This window comes from Roseovarius sp. S88 (assembly GCF_037023735.1).
Lineage (GTDB): Bacteria > Pseudomonadota > Alphaproteobacteria > Rhodobacterales > Rhodobacteraceae > Roseovarius > Roseovarius phycicola.
In genome coordinates this window covers 3,138,369-3,153,922 of record NZ_CP146069.1, presented here as the reverse complement: position 1 = coordinate 3,153,922, position 15,554 = coordinate 3,138,369, and the positions used below count along the sequence as shown (strand labels likewise).

17 protein-coding genes are annotated in these 15,554 nt (G+C 56.4%); 9 read left to right on the top strand and 8 right to left on the bottom strand.

Going from position 1 to position 15,554, the window contains the following annotated elements; genetic code table 11:
* The first annotated feature begins 5 nt into the window (after positions 1-5).
* The 4 genes from rapZ to RZ517_RS15980 are packed head-to-tail and all read left to right on the top strand — an operon-like array spanning position 6 to position 2,599.
* Positions 6-944 carry an RNase adapter RapZ gene (rapZ, locus tag RZ517_RS15995; protein WP_338549128.1) on the top strand — a complete coding sequence of 313 codons (939 nt, stop codon included), beginning with the start codon at positions 6-8 and terminating at the stop codon, positions 942-944.
* Positions 941-1,381 carry a PTS sugar transporter subunit IIA gene (locus RZ517_RS15990; RefSeq protein WP_338549127.1) on the top strand — a complete coding sequence of 147 codons (441 nt, stop codon included), beginning with the start codon at positions 941-943 and terminating at the stop codon, positions 1,379-1,381. The genes rapZ and RZ517_RS15990 overlap by 4 nt, the downstream gene beginning before the upstream one ends.
* Positions 1,382-1,402: 21 nt before the next feature.
* Positions 1,403-1,681, top strand: coding sequence for an HPr family phosphocarrier protein (locus RZ517_RS15985; RefSeq protein WP_338549126.1), 279 nt, complete (start codon positions 1,403-1,405; stop codon positions 1,679-1,681).
* A gap of 39 nt (positions 1,682-1,720) precedes the next feature.
* The gene (locus tag RZ517_RS15980) at positions 1,721-2,599 is read left to right on the top strand and encodes a lysophospholipid acyltransferase family protein (protein WP_338551182.1); all 879 of its coding nucleotides are present in this window, start codon (positions 1,721-1,723) and stop codon (positions 2,597-2,599) included.
* 44 nt (positions 2,600-2,643) lie between these two features.
* Here RZ517_RS15980 and RZ517_RS15975 read toward each other — a convergent pair whose 3' ends face one another.
* On the bottom strand, positions 2,644-3,519 hold the full coding sequence (locus RZ517_RS15975) for a 3-hydroxybutyryl-CoA dehydrogenase (RefSeq protein ID WP_338549125.1): 876 nt from the start codon (positions 3,517-3,519) through the stop codon (positions 2,644-2,646).
* 161 nt (positions 3,520-3,680) lie between these two features.
* Between RZ517_RS15975 and RZ517_RS15970 the strand changes: the two genes are divergently transcribed.
* The gene (locus RZ517_RS15970; protein WP_338549124.1) at positions 3,681-4,526 is read left to right on the top strand and encodes a DUF6473 family protein; all 846 of its coding nucleotides are present in this window, start codon (positions 3,681-3,683) and stop codon (positions 4,524-4,526) included.
* Positions 4,527-4,580: 54 nt separating this feature from the next.
* On the opposite strand, the gene RZ517_RS15965 is transcribed toward RZ517_RS15970, so the two are convergent.
* The 6 genes from RZ517_RS15965 to RZ517_RS15940 all read right to left on the bottom strand — a co-directional run bounded on the left by RZ517_RS15965 (position 4,581) and on the right by RZ517_RS15940 (position 8,860).
* Entirely contained in the window at positions 4,581-5,510 is a 930-nt protein-coding gene (locus RZ517_RS15965) for an electron transfer flavoprotein subunit alpha/FixB family protein (RefSeq protein WP_338549123.1), read from the bottom strand.
* Complete coding sequence (locus RZ517_RS15960) at positions 5,511-6,269, bottom strand: electron transfer flavoprotein subunit beta/FixA family protein (RefSeq protein WP_338549122.1); 759 nt, start codon at positions 6,267-6,269, stop codon at positions 5,511-5,513. It abuts the gene before it with no gap.
* A gap of 203 nt (positions 6,270-6,472) precedes the next feature.
* Complete coding sequence (locus RZ517_RS15955; RefSeq protein ID WP_338549121.1) at positions 6,473-7,045, bottom strand: cob(I)yrinic acid a,c-diamide adenosyltransferase; 573 nt, start codon at positions 7,043-7,045, stop codon at positions 6,473-6,475.
* Positions 7,046-7,258 carry a twin transmembrane helix small protein gene (locus RZ517_RS15950; protein ID WP_338549120.1) on the bottom strand — a complete coding sequence of 71 codons (213 nt, stop codon included), beginning with the start codon at positions 7,256-7,258 and terminating at the stop codon, positions 7,046-7,048.
* Positions 7,259-7,345: 87 nt separating this feature from the next.
* Positions 7,346-8,173, bottom strand: coding sequence for an SDR family NAD(P)-dependent oxidoreductase (locus RZ517_RS15945; RefSeq protein WP_338549119.1), 828 nt, complete (start codon positions 8,171-8,173; stop codon positions 7,346-7,348).
* A gap of 36 nt (positions 8,174-8,209) precedes the next feature.
* Entirely contained in the window at positions 8,210-8,860 is a 651-nt protein-coding gene (locus RZ517_RS15940) for an SH3 domain-containing protein (protein WP_338549118.1), read from the bottom strand.
* Positions 8,861-9,012: 152 nt separating this feature from the next.
* On the opposite strand from RZ517_RS15940, the gene RZ517_RS15935 reads away from it, so the two are divergent.
* Together RZ517_RS15935 and RZ517_RS15930 are read left to right on the top strand one after the other, a co-directional pair.
* On the top strand, positions 9,013-11,334 hold the full coding sequence (locus tag RZ517_RS15935; RefSeq protein ID WP_338549117.1) for a DNA topoisomerase IV subunit A: 2,322 nt from the start codon (positions 9,013-9,015) through the stop codon (positions 11,332-11,334).
* Between the two features lie 56 nt (positions 11,335-11,390).
* Complete coding sequence (locus RZ517_RS15930) at positions 11,391-11,852, top strand: YHS domain-containing (seleno)protein (RefSeq protein ID WP_338549116.1); 462 nt, start codon at positions 11,391-11,393, stop codon at positions 11,850-11,852.
* A gap of 54 nt (positions 11,853-11,906) precedes the next feature.
* On the opposite strand, the gene RZ517_RS15925 is transcribed toward RZ517_RS15930, so the two are convergent.
* On the bottom strand, positions 11,907-13,286 hold the full coding sequence (locus RZ517_RS15925; protein ID WP_338549115.1) for a cytochrome P450: 1,380 nt from the start codon (positions 13,284-13,286) through the stop codon (positions 11,907-11,909).
* A gap of 149 nt (positions 13,287-13,435) precedes the next feature.
* Between RZ517_RS15925 and RZ517_RS15920 the strand changes: the two genes are divergently transcribed.
* Positions 13,436-14,140, top strand: coding sequence for a hypothetical protein (locus tag RZ517_RS15920; RefSeq protein ID WP_338549114.1), 705 nt, complete (start codon positions 13,436-13,438; stop codon positions 14,138-14,140).
* Between the two features lie 152 nt (positions 14,141-14,292).
* Positions 14,293-15,468, top strand: coding sequence for an elongation factor Tu (gene tuf / locus RZ517_RS15915; protein ID WP_317057050.1), 1,176 nt, complete (start codon positions 14,293-14,295; stop codon positions 15,466-15,468).
* Positions 15,469-15,554 lie beyond the last annotated feature (86 nt).

The following is a 15,554-nucleotide window of genomic DNA, read 5'->3' as shown; positions in this document are numbered from 1 at the left end:
ACAACATGTCAGACGAGCGACCGGATCAGACACTGCGCCAGAGATCCGTCTTGGTGACCGGTCCTTCCGGTGCCGGGCGCAGCACGGCCATCCGTGCGTTGGAGGACATGGGGTATGAGGCTATTGACAACTTGCCCTTGTCGCTGTTGCCGCGCCTTTTGGATGCCGGTGGTCCGGACAAACCTTTGGCGCTTGGAATCGACGTGCGCAATCGTGATTTTTCCACCAATGCGCTGATCGAGGCCATTGACCAAAGCACGCATGACACAAGCACGCCGCTTCAAGTGCTCTATCTCGATTGCAGAGCGGACGTTTTGCAACGGCGGTTTTCCGAGACGCGTCGCCGTCACCCACTGGCCCCTGCAGAAAACCCCGATGAAGGGATCGTACGTGAATTTGACCTTTTGGGCCCCATTCGTGCGCGGGCCGATATTCTGATTGATACCTCCGAGATGTCACCGCATGACCTGCGGGCCGAGCTGGGGTCTTGGTTCGCTGCCAAATCCGATGGGCAGCTGGCTGTAACGGTGCAGTCCTTTTCCTACAAACGCGGGTTGCCGCGTGGACTTGATATGGTGCTCGACTGCCGGTTTTTGCGGAATCCTTACTGGGAAGAAAGCCTGCGTTCCCTGGATGGACGCGCGCCGGCAGTGGCTGATTATGTCAAGGGTGACCCCAGGTTTGATGAGTTTTCCGGACGGGTTATCGACCTTGCGCAAATGTTGCTGCCGGCCTACCAGGCCGAAGGAAAAGCGTATTTGTCTATCGGATTTGGCTGTACCGGCGGACAGCACCGTAGCGTCACGATAGCAGAAACATTGGCTCATGCTCTTGCAGAGAGCGCTTGGCAGGTGTCTATACGTCACCGTGAGCTGGAACGCCGGGACAGACCGGCGTTGGCTACGTCTGGGGACTATTTTGGCGAAAAGGAAACGCAGCGTTGATCGGTGTAGTTATCGTGGCGCATGGCAGTTTAGCGCAAGAGTATCTTCGCGCCATCGAGCATGTCTGTGGTGTACAAAAAGACATCAAGGCCATCTCAATTGAAGGCGATCACGATCGCACAGAAAAACAGGCTGAGATTTGTGAGGCGGCAGACAGCGTTGACATGGGCCATGGCGTTCTGATCGTGACGGACCTTTTTGGCGGGTCGCCATCAAACTTGTCGCTCAAAGCATGCCAACCCGAAAACCGTCGCATCCTCTATGGCGCTAACCTTCCGATGTTGCTCAAGCTAGCCAAAAGCCGCCATCTGAGCGTGGTCGATGCCGCGCGTGCGGCTCTGGCAGCGGGTCGAAAGTACATCGACAGCCATGCCGTGTCGCCCGAAGGCTCTGACACAGGCGCGGACGAGTCCATCGATCCGGACCAGGACACCTGAACAAGAAAGACCGAAAGCTCCATGAATGACTCTCTCACGCGGCAAATGAAGATCGTCAATGTAAAGGGCCTGCACGCGCGCGCGGCGGCTAAACTTGTCGAAACTGCTGAAGGCTTCGACGCCTCGGCAGAAGTATCGCATGATGGGCAAACAACCGGTGCGGACAGCATTATGGGCCTTTTGATGTTGGCAGCCTCTAAAGGAAAGACTATTGACGTGCGTGCTTGGGGAACTGATGCCGCTGATCTGCTTGATGCGGTGCAGGCCCTTGTCGCAGACAGGTTTGGTGAAAAGATGTAGGCGCGCGCAGGGCGCAACGGGACAGGATCAGACCACGTGGTGGAACGCGCTCAGGATCAAATTGGCGGTCAAGTGACCGGCCCGGTGTCGCCGACCAAGTATGACCGGCGCAGCCTGACCTATGCCAACTCGTTTGATGCACCTCTGACTGCATTTACAATCCGCGCAATCGAATGGTTCACGGGCAAACTGACGATTTTGCGTATGATCCGCGAGTTCGAACGCAAAGGCGCGCCGACCGGTCAACCGTTTTGGCGTGCGGCTTTGGGGACGATGGGCATCGATCTTTTGACGCCGCAGGACCAGATTGACCAAATTCCTAAAACCGGACCGGTTGTGATCGTGGCGAACCACCCGCACGGGTTGGTCGATGGAATGATTTTGGCGGACCTGATTGGGCGTAGGCGCACGGACTACAAGATCCTGACACGCGCCCTGTTGACCGGCATCGACGAGGTTGCGGCATCTTATATGATTTCTGTGCCCTTCCCGCATGAACCGGACGCGCAGCGAAAATCGGTAGAGATGCGGGCCAAAGCCATGGCACACTTGAAGGAAGGTGGGGTCATCAGCGTTTTCCCTTCTGGTGTCGTGGCGTCGAGCGACTCTATGTTCGGGCCCGCAATAGAACGCGAATGGGCTGTGTTTACCGCACAGATGATCAGACGCTCAGGCGCTCGGGTTGTTCCGATCTTTTTTCCAGGTGCTAACAGCCGTGTGTATCAGGTTGCGAATAGGATATCGGCGACGCTTCGGCAAAGCTTCCTGCTCCATGAAGTGGTCAAGAGCTGCAACAAACCGCAAAATCCTGTTGTTGGTGCGCCGATTGACGAGGAGCGGATGAAGCTTCTTGAATCTGATCCACGCGGATTTATGGCGTGGCTGCGCGATCATACTCTTGGTCTCGGCGAGCACTAAAGCGTTTTGAGATTAACTTGAGTCACAGAACTTCGCGACACGCCTTAGCGCGTGGGTACCGGCACTTCTTCACGATAGTCATAAAACCCGCGACCGGTTTTCCGCCCCAGCCACCCGGCTTCGACATATTTCGTCAAAAGCGGGCAGGGGCGATACTTGGTATCCGCCAGCCCATCATGCAGCACATTCATAATGGCTAGACAGGTATCCAGCCCGATGAAATCTGCAAGCTCCAGGGGACCCATCGGATGGTTGGTGCCCAGCTTCATGGAGGTGTCGATGGACGTCACGCTGCCAACACCCTCGTACAAAGTGTAAACAGCCTCGTTGATCATCGGCATCAGGATCCGGTTGACGATGAAGGCTGGAAAATCTTCTGAACTGGCGGCGGTTTTTCCAAGCCTTTCAACCACTGAAAAGCAGGCGTCATACGTTGGCTGATCCGTGGCAATTCCACGAATCAGTTCGACCAGCTGCATGATTGGCACGGGGTTCATAAAGTGAAATCCCATGAATTTTTCCGGCCGGTCCGTGCGGCTGGCCAGGCGGGTGATCGAGATCGACGAGGTGTTCGACGTCAGGATCGTATGCGGCTCTAGATGCGGCAAGAGGTCTTCAAAGATGGCTTGCTTGACGGTCTCTCGTTCGGTCGCAGATTCGATGATCAGGTCAGCTTGACCCAACTCAGGCAGAGACAATGTGGTTTGAATACGCGACAGCGCATCAGCCTTGGCGCTGGCGTCCATTTTTCCCTTGGAGACCTGGCGTTCCATATTGCCATCGATGATCAAAATGGCCTTGTCGAGGGCGTCCTGACTGATGTCATTAAACAGCACATCATAACCAGCGGCGGCGATGACATGCGCAATGCCATTGCCCATCTGTCCTGCGCCTACGATCCCGACTTTGCGGATTTCCATCGAGCTGCCCCTTTTGAAATGACCTGTTCAGGATACGCAGGGCACGTTGTGGGCTGCAAGGGCCGGTTCAAATCAATTTTGCATTGAAATGTGTGTTTAAGGGTTTCTCAAACCTCTTGGCATAAATCTGTTGCTTGGGTGAGAAAAATTTGGTGGGTGATATGAGTGTTCATTCCTTGGAACACCGCGGTACGGCGTATGCGACGTGTCAGTACCCCGGTTCAAAATTAACATTTCGCGGGCCGCCGCAAAATCTCAGACGAGACTTCATAGCCTGTCTGGGTGGAACTGAAACTTTTGGTCGGTTTGTGTCCTATCCCTTTCCGCAACTGCTGGAAAACAGCTTGGGCATACCTTGTGTGAACCTCGGTTGGCCGAATGTGGGAATTGATGTTCTTTTGCGCGACAAGGTTTTATTGGACGTGGCGCATCGCGCGCAGGCCGTTGTGCTGCAGGTGCCGTGCGCCGTGAACATGAGCAATCAGTTCTACAAAGTGCATCCGCGTCGAAATGACCGGTTTCTCAAGGCAGAGGATCCTCTCAAAATTCTGTTTCCAGAGGTGGATTTCACGGAATTCAATTTTACGCGTCATTTGCTTGAACATTTACAACACGTGTCGGCTGAGCGGTTTGTTCAGGTTCATGCCGAACTGGCGTCTTGCTGGGTTGACGGGATGCAAACTTTCCTGGACTTGCTCGATAGCCCTGTGGTGCTTTTTTGGTTTTCTGACCGCAAGCCAGAGACATACAGCAATGAGCCTGGCATTCACTATGATCCCGCATTGGTAACAAGAGCAATGCTGGACGCAGTGAGACCGCATGTTGCAGACCTCATTGAATACGAAATCGCAGAGTCGGCTCATGCGGATAAAATCGATGTGGCGCAGCGTGACCCGGTGTTGTCATCAGACGAGTTGCAAGTGGCACGCGAATTGCCAGGGCAACGGGCTCATAAAAAAGCGGCTGGTTATTTGCTACCGGCGGTAAATGCGGCTCTGAATGCGTAGCTTCGAACAAAAAAGGCCCGCGCGAACGCGGGCCGTACAGACTTATGATCTTGATCAGCCGAGCTTTTCGGTAAGCTCCGGAACGGCTTGGAACAGATCGGCCACAAGGCCATAATCCGCCACCTGGAAAATTGGGGCTTCTTCGTCCTTGTTGATCGCCACAATGATTTTGGAGTCTTTCATCCCCGCGAGGTGCTGAATAGCGCCTGAGATCCCGACGGCGATATAGAGATCAGGCGCAACCACCTTACCGGTTTGGCCAACTTGCCAATCGTTTGGTGCAAAGCCTGAGTCGACAGCCGCACGTGAGGCACCGACGGCCGCGCCGAGCTTGTCTGCCAGACCTTCGATCAGGGCAAAGTCCTCTTCCGAGCCGACACCGCGACCGCCGGAGACAACGACACCTGCAGAGGTGAGCTCGGGCCGATCTGATTCGGCCACTTTGTCCTCGACCCATTCTGAAAGACCAGGATTGTCAGCCGAAGAGATGGTTTCAACCGCTGCGGAACCGCCGTCGCCTGCAGCATCGAACGTCGATGTCCGGAAGGTTACGACCTTTTTCGCATCTGCGGACTTCACTGTCTGGATGGCGTTGCCCGCATAGATCGGGCGCTCGAACGTGTTGCCATCAACAACGCCGGAGGCGTCGGAGATGATCATTGTGTCCAAGAGCGCGGCGACCCGTGGCATGACGTTTTTCGCATCGGTCGTTGCTGGAGCGACGATGTGCTCGTAACCATCGGCCAATGACACGATCAGTGCGGCAGTTGATTCCGCAAGACGATGGCCAAGCGAGGCATCTTCGGCCACGAGAACCTTGGACACGCCGTCGATCTTGGCGGCGGCTTCACCTGCTGCGGCAGCAGATCCACCAGCGGCAAGAACAGTCACGTCGCCCAGTGGCTTGGCAGCTGTCACGGCTTTGGCGGTGGCATCGAGAGCCAATTCGCCATCATTCACTTCGGCAAGAAGAAGTACAGACATTTACACAGCCCCCGCTTCTTTGAGTTTCGCAACAAGTTCGTCCACTGAGCCTACGATTTCACCGGCTTTGCGGGCTTCTGGCTCTTCGGTTTTCACAATCTCAAGACGTGGAGAGACGTCTACACCGTAATCGGCTGCGGTCTTCTCATCCAAAGGCTTTTTCTTGGCCTTCATGATGTTGGGAAGCGACGCATAACGCGGTTCGTTGAGGCGCAGGTCTACCGTCACGATGGTCGGCATTTTGACTTTGATCGTTTGAAGGCCGCCGTCCACTTCGCGGGTCACAACCGCGCTGTCGCCGTCCACGTCGAGTTCTGAGGCAAATGTACCCTGGCTCCATCCCAGCAACGCAGAGAGCATCTGCCCGGTGGCGTTCATGTCGTTGTCGATGGCCTGCTTGCCCGCGATGACCAGGCCGGGCTGTTCTTCTTCGACCACCTTGGCGAGGATTTTGGCTACAGCCAGCGGCTCGATATCGGTGTGAACATCATCCGCGGCTTCGACCAGAATGGCGCGATCCGCACCCATGGCAAGCGCGGTGCGCAGCGTTTCCTGGGATTGCTTGACGCCGATCGACACGGCGATCACTTCTTCTGCCTTGCCCGCTTCTTTCAGGCGAATAGCCTCTTCCACGGCGATTTCGTCGAACGGGTTCATCGACATTTTGACATTGGCAAGATCGACACCCGATCCGTCCGCCTTGACGCGAACTTTCACGTTATAGTCGATCACGCGTTTGACAGGCACGAGCACCTTCATTTGCATGGTCTCCCTAAATCAACAAAGAGCCGCGCAACGCGACTCCGCAAATTCCTCTGAGGCGTTTGATACAGATTTGTTTAGCGCCGCAACAGAGCAAAATCGTCACGTTTCCGTCTTGCGACGTCGCGTTTCCGGTCTGTGCTAAGCTTTTTTGCGACAAATAAGTCCAAAAAGGAACACAGACCGGTAGTTTGATGACTTTAGCGGTTCGCGCCGGGCACCCAGAGCACATCAGATTTGCCCTCGTCATTGGCCATGCGGCCCGCCACGAAAAACCAGTCTGACAAGCGGTTGAGATACTTGACGGCAGCGGGATTGACGGACTCTACCGTGGCCAGTTCGACGGCCAGCCGCTCTGATCGGCGAGAGACAGTGCGACACAAATGCAAATGCGCCGCGAGCGCTGATCCACCTGGAAGAATGAAGCTGCGCAAGGGTTCCAGTGCTTCGTTCATGTCGTCGATTTCCGCCTCCAGGCGTTCAACCTGGCTGTCGGCCATGCGCAGGGGAGGGTACTCCACTTCGCCGTCCATCTCCATGTCGGGACGACACAAGTCGGCGCCGAGATCGAAAAGATCATTCTGAATGCGGGCGAGCGCCTCGTCCGTCTCGCCGTCGGCGTGCAGGCGGGCGAGGCCAACTGTTGCATTGACCTCATCCACTGTGCCGTATGCTGTCACACGCATGGAATGCTTTGCAACGCGCGCGCCATTGCCCAGCGCGGTTTCTCCGGCATCGCCGGTTTTTGTGTAGATTTTGTTGAGTACAACCATTTATTCGCCTCCCGCCTGCCGACGCACATAGACAAACAGCAATATCAGCAGCACCGCAACGAATTGTGCAATGATCCGGTATTGCATGAACTTGTTTGCGCGTTTGGCGTTCTCTACGCCTTCCTTGCCAAAGGTGCTGATGCCCTTGATCAGGATGACGGCGACAACACCGCAGGCCAGCGCGGCCAAAATGAAAAGAGGGTCTTTTAGCATGTGAGGTTATCCACTTGTCCCGTGACGGGTCACTTAGACCGTGTGGCGGAAAAAGCGAACGGGAAATCATGACGCAGGTGGCTCGGCCTAGTTTTTCGACAAAACCCAATCAAGCGCGCGTGTGGGCAGCAGGCGCCGGAAGGTGCCCATCAGATATGTTGGTGTGGTCACATAGTAGCGCGGTTTCGGGCGGCGAGATTCCAAAGCGTGAATGAGTTTTTTGGTCACTGAGGAGGCTGGAAGTTCAAACGGGTCCGGTCCTGAGGATTTGTAGAGTCGATTGTGCAGTGCAACGTAGTCGCCTGTGCGCGCTGAGTTTTCCCAGTCAATCCAACGCTCAAAATGCGGAATGGCGTTTTCTCGAATTTTGGATGTGACTGGACCTGGTTCGATCAAGATAACATGGATCTCCGTGCCGCGCATTTCGATGCGCATGGTGTCGGTCAGTCCTTCGAGCGCATGTTTGGTGGCGTTGTAGGCCCCGCGCCATGGCAGGGTGACAAACCCTAAAACGGATGAATTTTGAATGATCCGCCCATGGCCCTGCGCCCGCATCACGGGCAGCACGTAACGCGTCAGGTCATGCCAGCCAAAGAAATTGGCCTCGAAAATCGCGCGCAAGGCGTCTGTTGGTAGATCTTCAACAAGCCCAGGACAGGCAAATGCGCCGTTATTGAATAGCGCATCCAAGCGCCCGTCTGTTGCTTCCAGTACTTCTGCTAGCCCGGTGGCTATGGTTTCGGGGCTTTGGTAGTCGATCAGCGGGCTCTCAAAGCCCTCGCTGCGCATACGTTCACAGTCTTCTGGTTTGCGGCAAGACGCGAAAACACGCCAGCCACGCTCGCGCAGACCAATCGCGCCATCATAGCCGATACCGGAAGAACAGCCCGTGATAAGAATGGTTCTTTCGCTCATGCGCTGCACACTGGACCGCGCGTGCGCTTGATGCAATCAGTTTGCCGTACTCACAAGCCAGTCGGCCATCCAGCCTTCCTGCCCAGTTGTCATGACACGGAGCATGACCCAACCGTTGCCAGAAGAGTTCAGCACAGCCACCTCCGTGCCCTGCGTCAATTGACCGACAGGTTCGAACTCGGTGCCCGGGCCGTCTCGCATGTTGACCACATTGCCCGTCACGAAGCGGACATCATAGCTCGCCGCTTCTTCATCCTGCTTAAGCGCCTTGATCGATTCCGTCTGCTGCACACGCTTTGCCTCTTGCAACTGAAAGAGTTCTATCGCGCCAGGCCAGACTTTGCGCACGTCGTCTTCGGCGGCTTCAATGGCCTGCTGTTCTGCGATGTCGAGTGTCGCGTCACTTGCTGTCACGCGCTCTGACTTGGCCTCGGTCTGATTGGGATAGAGCGCCTCATCCACCTGAATAGACGCCAGAGTGATCCCCAATCTTTCAGCCGGTGCGGCGGCAGGTGCGGCCTGGGCCAGATCTTCAATGGATGATTTTTCGACAGGCGCAAGTTCGGCCACGTTCACCGGCTGTGGTTGCGCCGCGCGTGCTTGGATGGAATTGGCGTGAGGTTTGTAATCCGCACCACCGCTAAGCTCGTAAAAAGCAAAACCCAAAAACCCGAATGTGATCAACATAAAGCGCCACATAGCGCGAACCCCTGTACGATTGGCAGCAGACTTCCCTCTGGCAATCTACACGATTCGGGAAATGGCATCATGGGAAAACCTTTCGGATTTTCCCGAAGAGGTGCTTTACGCCCCTATCCGGCGCGAGTATCACATCATCTATGAGTGATTTGGTCGATGACCCCAACATAGGCTCCGGTGGCGGAGACGGCTCTGTTGCAGAACCGCTACGCCGGGCGATTGGCGAGCGCTATCTGACCTACGCGCTGTCGACGATCATGCATCGCGCGCTGCCCGATGCGCGGGACGGCTTGAAGCCTGTACATCGGCGGATTCTCTATGCAATGCGCGAACTCAGGCTGGCCGCGAACGGAGGATTCCGGAAGTCGGCCAAGATCTCTGGCGACGTAATGGGCAACTACCACCCCCATGGTGATGCTGCGATCTATGACGCGATGGCGCGTCTGGCGCAGGATTTCAACGTGCGCTACCCGCTGGTCGATGGCCAAGGTAACTTTGGCAACATCGACGGGGACAATCCCGCCGCCAGCCGCTACACAGAAGCGCGGCTGACCATCGTGGCCGAGGCTCTGCTGGAAGGCCTCAATGAAAACGCGGTCGATTTTCGCGACAATTACGATGGAACGCTGACCGAGCCAGTTGTACTTCCGGCACAATTTCCAAACCTTTTGGCCAATGGCTCGTCGGGGATTGCTGTGGGTATGGCCACCAACATCCCGCCACATAATATTCCTGAGTTGATCGACGCTTGTCTGCATCTGATCAAAACACCGGATGCGCGGGACGATACGCTGCTGAACTACGTGCCGGGACCTGATTTTCCGACAGGCGGCATCATTGTCGAGCCGCCCGAAGCGATTGCCCAGGCGTATCGCACGGGGAAAGGTGGGTTCCGCCTTCGCTGCAAATACGAAGTTGAGGACCTGGGCCGCGGTCAGTGGCAGATCGTTGTCACTGAAATTCCCTATCAGGTTCAGAAATCCAAGCTGATCGAAAAGTTAGCTGAACTGATCCAGACCAAAAAGATCCCGATCCTTGCCGATGTGCGCGACGAGAGCGCCGATGACATCCGGGTCATCCTTGAACCGCGATCCAAGAATGTGGACCCCGAGGTTTTGATGGGCATGCTCTATCGCAACTCCGATCTGGAAGTGCGGTTTTCGCTCAACATGAACGTGCTGATCGATGGGCTGACGCCCAAGGTCTGTTCGATGAAGGAAGTGCTGCGTGCCTTCCTTGATTTCCGGCGTGAGGTTCTGGTCCGACGGTCGACGCATCGGATGGAGAAGATCGACCACCGTTTGGAGGTGCTCGAAGGGCTGATTGTGGCCTTCCTCAATCTCGACCGGGTGATCGACATCATCCGCTATGACGAAGACCCCAAAGCTGCACTGATGCGCGAGGACTGGTCCAAGGATCACGTCCGGGCGAGCGATGAGGCTGATTATGTTCCGCCGCCTCCGGGCGAAGGTGAGTTGAGCGATGTGCAGGCCGAGGCCATTCTCAATATGCGCCTGCGCAGCTTGCGGCGCCTTGAGGAAATGGAGCTGTTGCGCGAACAGGGCGAGTTGATGGAAGAACGCGCCGGTTTGGAAGACCTTCTGGAAAGCGAAAAACTTCAATGGTCGGCGATTTCGGATCAGCTCAGAGACGTCAAAACCAAGTTTGGCAAAGACTACGAAGGCGGCGCACGTCGCACACAGTTTGCCGAGGCCGGTGATGTCGAAGAGGTGCCGCTTGAGGCGATGATCGACAAGGAACCGATCACGGTTGTGTGCTCGAAAATGGGCTGGATCCGGACGATGTCGGGCCATATCGACTTGGATCGCGAATTGAAGTTCAAGGATGGCGATGAAGGGCGGTTCACCTTTCATGCCGAGACAACCGACCGACTGCTGGTATTTGGCACAAATGGACGGTTCTATACCCTTTCAGCGGCCAATCTGCCCGGAGGACGCGGGATGGGAGAGCCGCTGCGCCTGATGGTCGACTTGCCAAATGAAGCGGATATTGTCGCCATTCTGATCCATAGCCCCGGACGCAAATTGCTGGTGGCGTCCAGTGCTGGCGACGGATTTCTGGTTCCCGAAGATGAGGTTGTGGCCCAAACCCGCAGTGGCAAACAGGTGCTCAACGTCAAGAACGATGTGCGTGCACAGGTCTGTCGTACGGTTGAGGGCGATCACTTGGCCTGTGTTGGCGAAAACCGCAAGGTGCTGGTCTTCCCACTGGACGAGTTGCCGGAAATGGGGCGCGGCAAGGGTGTGCGGCTTCAGAAATACAAGGATGGCGGTTTAAGCGACGCCACAACGTTCACTTTGGCGGAAGGGCTAAGCTGGCTTGATCCTGCCGGTCGTACGCGCACCGAGACCGAGCTTGCCGAATGGATAGGCAAACGTGCCAGCGCAGGCCGCATGGCCCCGCGCGGTTTTCCTCGTGACAATCGATTTACGAAACTGTGATTTGATCCCAGTCGAATTGTGCTTACTTTTGCGGAAATCGCAGGAGGAGACCGCCCATGACGCTTTCAAGACGTGCCATCCTGATAGGGGCAACCGCGGTGCTGGTTGCACGACCCGCGTTTGCCAAAGAGCCACGCTGGTATGACAGCGGCAGCGGCTATGCGGCTGACGGGGCGGATGTTGTGGCCTATTTCTCGCTTGATGAGTCCGCCAAAGGCGTCAAAGGCGTGTCTGAGCACAGCACAGAATGGAACGGCATGCATTGGCGCTTTGCCAATGCCGAGAACCTCGCCGCATTTCAGGCAAATCCGGAAAAATACGCGCCTCAATTCGGCGGCTACTGCTCTTGGGCCGTGTCGCAGGGCTACACTGCCCATGGAGACCGGAACGCCTGGTCAGTTGTCAACGGCAAGCTTTACCTGAATTACAACAATCGCATCCGCAACCGTTGGCTCAAGGATGTCCCAGGCTTTATTGCCAAGGGCGAGGCGAATTGGCCCGGTATCATCGGCGCGTAAGGCCACAGGCGAAACACATGAAAAGCGGTCGGTGATATCGGCCGCTTTATCTTTTCAGGCCGCGCTTGCAGGGCGAAACGGCCCCAGCGGTTTGGCCTCCAGCCACACGCCACCTTCGGGGCGCAAGGTCAAGATCATCACTGGATCAGGATCGCGGCCTGCCACAGGTGTAAACTGAAACCGACTTAACAGCGTGCCGAGAATGATCACGGCCTCCTGAATGGCAAAGCTTGCCCCAATACAGATACGTGGCCCATCTCCGAAGGGCAGGTAGGCATACCGCTCGACCGATTTACGATCTGCGAAGCGATCCGGGCGGAACGCATCCGGATCCTCCCAGAGCATATGATGCCGATGCAGGGCATAAATCGGGACAATAACCGTGTCGCCTTTGCGGATCTCGCGCCCACACAGGGTGTCATCGGCCATGGCTGTGCGCGACACCATGCCTGCAGGTGGATAAAGCCGCAGGGCCTCATCAATGATTTGCCGCACGAAAGGCAGGTTGGCGACATCGTCGCCTGTCACGGGTCTGTCGCCACAAACGCGATGCACTTCGGCACGCGCGCGCTTCTGGACCTCCTGGTCAATGGCGCTGAGGTAAAGCGACCAGCCCAATGTCAGCGCAGTTGTTTCATGGCCTGCCACGATAAAGGTCAACAGGTTGTCGCGTAACTCGGCTGTGTTCATCTGCCGTTTGGTTTCGGGATCTTCACCCTCCAACAGCAGGTCCAGCAAGTCCGGCACGCCATCCGGGCCTCTTTGACGACGTGCTTCAATGGCTTGATCGGCCACGGTTTTCATCTCGGACACGGCACCGCGTGAGAACAAAAGCCGCCCAGGTCTTGGCACCCAATCGGGCGCACCCAGAACATCGAGCAGGGAAATCTTGCCTGCTTCCGCGATGTAGTTGTCGATCCCGCGATGCACGGCATCTGAGTCAAACATGCCATCGCCGGAAAAAGTAACCTCGGCGATGACGTCAAATGTGGTGCGCACCATGTCTTCGGCCACATCCACCGCGCGGTCGCCAGCGGCGGCAATGCGTTCGGCGCTGCGTTCTGCGGCGGCGGTCATGATCGGTGCAAGATTTATCACATTTCGATGTGAAAACACCGGGGCCGCAGTGCGTCGCTGCCACCGCCAATGCGCGCCTTCAGCGATGAAAAGCGAGTCGCCGATAGCCGGTTTGAGCAGGTTTTTAGTGACCAGCGACTTTGGATAGATGTCTAGACGTTCCAGAAGCATTTCGCGCAACGCGCCGGGGTCCATAACCATGTGCCAGCGCTTGCCCGTACGGCCCGATACCATGGGCTGACGTGTGGCGATCTCCGGAATGATGCTCAGCACATTGCGACGCGCGGCGTTCAGGCTGCCGAGAATGCCCAGAGGCTCGGTGACCAAAGACACTTTGACCGGAGTTTTGTCGGACATCAGACCCTCTCCCTTGTCTGCCTCTCAATATAGGTCGACCGTGACTTTCCGGCAATTCCGGGCGCTGCGACGAAAGGCCCTCGATTGCACGAGGCCGGTCCCTAGGGTAACCACACAAGAGAGGTTTTCTTGGGAAGGGGACGCAAGCGATGCTGCGCGGAGTAATGCTGATGTTTATGAGCTTGGCGTTTGCCGCGTGCACAAACGTCAAAGACCTGGAGAAGAAGCCGGCTTATCTGGGCAACTTCCACTTGGGGCACAATGTTGTTGTCGCGCCGAACCTTACCAAAGGTCCAGTCTCTCGTGAGGCCACGAAGGAAGAATGGACCGACGCCATGAAGCTTGCGATTGATGAACGCTTTGGTCGCTATGAGGGCACACGGCTGTACCATTTGGGTATCAGTGTCGAGGGCTACGTGCTTGCCATTCCTGGTATTCCGCTTGTAGCTGCGCCGAAATCAGCGTTGATTCTCAAGGTGACGGCTTGGGATGACGAAAAAGAAACCAAGCTCAATGAAAAGCCGGAAACCATTACTATTGTTGAGTCTATCTCCGGGAAAACACTGATCAGCTCAGGTTTGACTCAGTCCAAAGAGACGCAGATGAAGAACCTGACGCAAAATGCCTCTAAATTGATCCAAAATTGGCTGGTCGAGCAAAATAATCAGGAAGGGTGGTTTGAAGATGATGGTGTGCCGGCCAAAGAGAAACCGCAGGGCAGGCTGATAGAGCGATGGCTCGCGGGCGAAGAGGCCGAGAAGAGCGAGGCGCAGAAGGCGGCTGAAACTGCGGTTGAAAATGCCGACCCATCCAGTGACATCGAAGCTGCGGATGCCTCTGAGGCTGTGGAATAGGCTCCGCATCCAAAAAACTTGGGCTTTCAGAATGCTCAGACTCCCCACAAGATCACGAACCGCTTGATTTTCCCGCCGTGACACAATAGATGCGCGCGGAGTAGAAAACGGGCCGTTTCTGGCCCCCCAAACGGATAGGGCGCCTAAGAGAGATGGCAAAGGAAAAGTTTGACCGCACGAAGCCGCATGTGAACATTGGCACGATTGGCCATGTTGATCATGGTAAGACGACGCTGACAGCTGCGATCACGAAGCAGTTTGGCGATTTTAAAGCCTATGACGAGATTGACGGCGCGCCGGAAGAGAAGGCGCGGGGGATCACCATTTCGACGGCGCATGTTGAGTATGAGACGGAGAACCGTCACTACGCGCATGTCGACTGCCCCGGCCACGCGGACTACGTCAAGAACATGATCACCGGTGCGGCGCAGATGGACGGCGCGATCCTGGTTGTGAACGCGGCCGACGGCCCGATGCCCCAGACGCGCGAGCACATCCTTCTGGGCCGTCAGGTTGGCATCCCCTACATGGTTGTCTTCATGAACAAGGTGGACCAGGTCGACGACGAAGAGCTTCTGGAACTGGTGGAAATGGAAATCCGCGAGCTTCTGAGCTCGTATGAGTATCCTGGCGACGACATTCCGATCATTGCTGGTTCGGCTCTTGCCGCTCTGGAAGGTCGCGACGACAACATCGGGTCCGAAAAGATCTCTGAGCTGATGGCGGCTGTGGATGAGTATATCCCGACGCCTGCGCGGGCTGTGGATCAGCCGTTCCTGATGCCGATTGAGGACGTGTTCTCGATCTCGGGCCGCGGCACGGTTGTGACCGGCCGTGTGGAGCGCGGTGTGATCAATGTGGGTGATGAGATTGAGATTGTCGGCATCCGCGACACCACCAAGACGACCTGCACCGGCGTTGAGATGTTCCGCAAACTTCTCGACCGTGGTGAAGCGGGCGACAACATTGGCGCACTTCTGCGCGGTGTGGACCGTGAAGGTGTTGAGCGGGGTCAGGTTCTGTGTAAGCCGGGCTCGGTGACACCGCACACCAAGTTCGAAGCCGAAGCCTATATCCTGACCAAGGATGAGGGCGGGCGTCACACGCCGTTCTTCGCCAACTACCGTCCGCAGTTCTACTTCCGTACAACGGACGTCACTGGCACGGTTGAGCTTCCCTCGGGCACCGAGATGGTGATGCCGGGCGACAACCTGAAGTTCAACGTGGAACTGATCGCGCCCATCGCCATGGAAAACGGCCTGCGCTTCGCCATCCGCGAAGGCGGCCGCACCGTCGGCGCCGGCGTCGTGTCGAAAATCATCGAGTGAGATAGACACATATGAGACCAGAAGGGTGCCCAATCGGGCGCCCTTTTTGTTGAAGATGCGCGGTCCTAAGCGCCAAATGTGCCCAT

Coding starts and splice junctions, on each gene's coding strand:
- rapZ (WP_338549128.1), top strand. CDS start 6: ATGTCAGACGAGCGACCGGATCAGACACTGCGCCAGAGATCCGTCTTG.
- RZ517_RS15985 (WP_338549126.1), top strand. CDS start 1,403: ATGAATGACTCTCTCACGCGGCAAATGAAGATCGTCAATGTAAAGGGC.
- RZ517_RS15975 (WP_338549125.1), bottom strand. CDS start 3,519: ATGGAAATCCGCAAAGTCGGGATCGTAGGCGCAGGACAGATGGGCAAT.
- RZ517_RS15970 (WP_338549124.1), top strand. CDS start 3,681: ATGAGTGTTCATTCCTTGGAACACCGCGGTACGGCGTATGCGACGTGT.
- RZ517_RS15965 (WP_338549123.1), bottom strand. CDS start 5,510: ATGTCTGTACTTCTTCTTGCCGAAGTGAATGATGGCGAATTGGCTCTC.
- RZ517_RS15960 (WP_338549122.1), bottom strand. CDS start 6,269: ATGAAGGTGCTCGTGCCTGTCAAACGCGTGATCGACTATAACGTGAAA.
- RZ517_RS15955 (WP_338549121.1), bottom strand. CDS start 7,045: ATGGTTGTACTCAACAAAATCTACACAAAAACCGGCGATGCCGGAGAA.
- RZ517_RS15950 (WP_338549120.1), bottom strand. CDS start 7,258: ATGCTAAAAGACCCTCTTTTCATTTTGGCCGCGCTGGCCTGCGGTGTT.
- RZ517_RS15945 (WP_338549119.1), bottom strand. CDS start 8,173: ATGAGCGAAAGAACCATTCTTATCACGGGCTGTTCTTCCGGTATCGGC.
- RZ517_RS15940 (WP_338549118.1), bottom strand. CDS start 8,860: ATGTTGATCACATTCGGGTTTTTGGGTTTTGCTTTTTACGAGCTTAGC.
- RZ517_RS15935 (WP_338549117.1), top strand. CDS start 9,013: ATGAGTGATTTGGTCGATGACCCCAACATAGGCTCCGGTGGCGGAGAC.
- RZ517_RS15930 (WP_338549116.1), top strand. CDS start 11,391: ATGACGCTTTCAAGACGTGCCATCCTGATAGGGGCAACCGCGGTGCTG.
- RZ517_RS15925 (WP_338549115.1), bottom strand. CDS start 13,286: ATGTCCGACAAAACTCCGGTCAAAGTGTCTTTGGTCACCGAGCCTCTG.
- RZ517_RS15920 (WP_338549114.1), top strand. CDS start 13,436: ATGCTGCGCGGAGTAATGCTGATGTTTATGAGCTTGGCGTTTGCCGCG.
- tuf (WP_317057050.1), top strand. CDS start 14,293: ATGGCAAAGGAAAAGTTTGACCGCACGAAGCCGCATGTGAACATTGGC.